This window comes from Streptomyces sp. A01 (assembly GCF_059026195.1).
The window spans coordinates 1-1,725 of record NZ_JBWLKN010000082.1; the positions used below are offsets into that span (position 1 = coordinate 1).

The following is a 1,725-nucleotide window of genomic DNA, read 5'->3' on the forward strand; positions in this document are numbered from 1 at the left end:
CGGTGTTGGCCGGTGTCGGTGTTGGTCTGTGTTGGTCAGTGTCAGTGTTGGTCAGTGATGGGTGGATTGGTGGAGGACATGGGAATGACGTTGCGTGGTGTGGGTGTCAGCCATGGGGTCGCTATCGGTGAGGTCCGGCATATGGGTACCGCGGTCCTGGAACCGCCCACCCGCCGGATCGCCGCCGGGGAAGCCCCCCGGGAACAGGCCCGCGCCGCCCGCGCGGTCGAGGCCGTCGCCGCCGACCTGACCGCCCGCGGCAACCTCGCCGGAGGCCAGGCCCAAGCCGTCCTGGAAGCCCAGGCCCTCATGGCCCAGGACCCCGAACTCAAAACCGACGTCGAACGCCGCATCACCATCGGCAGCACCGCCGAACGCGCCGTCTACGACGCCTTCGCCGCCTACCGCGACCTCCTGGCCGCCGCCGGCGACTACCTCGCCGGACGCGTCGCCGACCTCGACGACGTCCGCAACCGCATCATCGCCCGCCTCCTGGGCGTCCCCATGCCCGGCGTCCCCGACAGCGACCAGCCCTACATCCTCATCGCCCGCGACCTCGCCCCCGCCGACACCGCCCTGCTCGACCCCGCCCTCGTCCTGGGCTTCGTCACCGAAGAAGGCGGCCCCACCAGCCACAGCGCCATCCTCGCCCGCGCCCTGGGCGTCCCCGCCATCGTCGCCCTCCCCCACGCCACCGACATCCCCGAGAACACCCTCATCGCCATCGACGGCAGCACCGGCGACCTCCACCCCAACCCCACCCCAGACCACCAGACCCACCTGCGCGAAACCGCCGCCACCCGCACCGCCGCCCACACCGCCACCACCGGACCCGGCACCACCTCCGACGGCCACCGCATCCCCCTCCTGGCCAACATCGGCGGCCCCACCGACCTCACCGCCGCCCACACCGCGGGGGCCGAAGGCATCGGCCTCTTCCGCACCGAATTCCTCTTCCTCGACAACCCCGAACACGCCCCCACCCTCGAAACCCAGACCACCGCCTACCGCACCGTCCTCGAAGCCTTCCCCCAATCCCGCGTCGTCGTCCGCGTCCTGGACGCCGGAGCCGACAAACCCCTCACCTTCCTCACCCCCGCCAACGAACCCAACCCCGCCCTGGGCGTCCGCGGCCTACGCAGCCTCCTGACCCACCCCCACATCCTCACCACCCAACTCACCGCCCTGGCCCACGCCGCCGACGGCCTGCCCGTCCACCTCGAAGTCATGGCCCCCATGGTCGCCGACCGCACCGACGCCAAAGCCTTCGCCGACGCCTGCCACAACGCCGGACTGACCGCCAAAACCGGCGCCATGATCGAAATCCCCTCCGCCGCCCTCCGCGCCCGCTCCCTCCTCAAGGAAGTCGACTTCCTCTCCCTGGGCACCAACGACCTCGCCCAGTACACCTTCGCCGCCGACCGCCAAACCGGCGCCCTCGCCCGCTACCAGGACCCCTGGCAACCCGCCCTCCTGGACCTCATCGCCACCGCCGCCCACGCCGCCACCACCGAGAACAAAACCTGCGGCGTCTGCGGCGAAGCCGCCGCCGACCCCCTCCTGGCCTGCGTCCTGACCGGCCTGGGCATCACCAGCCTCTCCATGACCCCCACCGCCATCCCCCACGTCCGCGCCACCCTCGCCCAACACACCCTCGCCCAATGCCAACGCGCCGCCCAAGCCGCCCGCACCACCGACACCCCCCAACAAGCACGCCAAGCAGCG

Annotated in this window: 1 protein-coding gene; it reads left to right on the plus strand. The window is 71.7% G+C overall.

Translation table 11 applies throughout. The features are described from left to right. Positions 1–78: 78 nt before the first annotated feature. On the plus strand, positions 79–1,725 hold a 1,647-nt coding region (gene ptsP, locus AC5P1B_RS35590; protein WP_493892177.1), incomplete at its 3' end, for a phosphoenolpyruvate--protein phosphotransferase.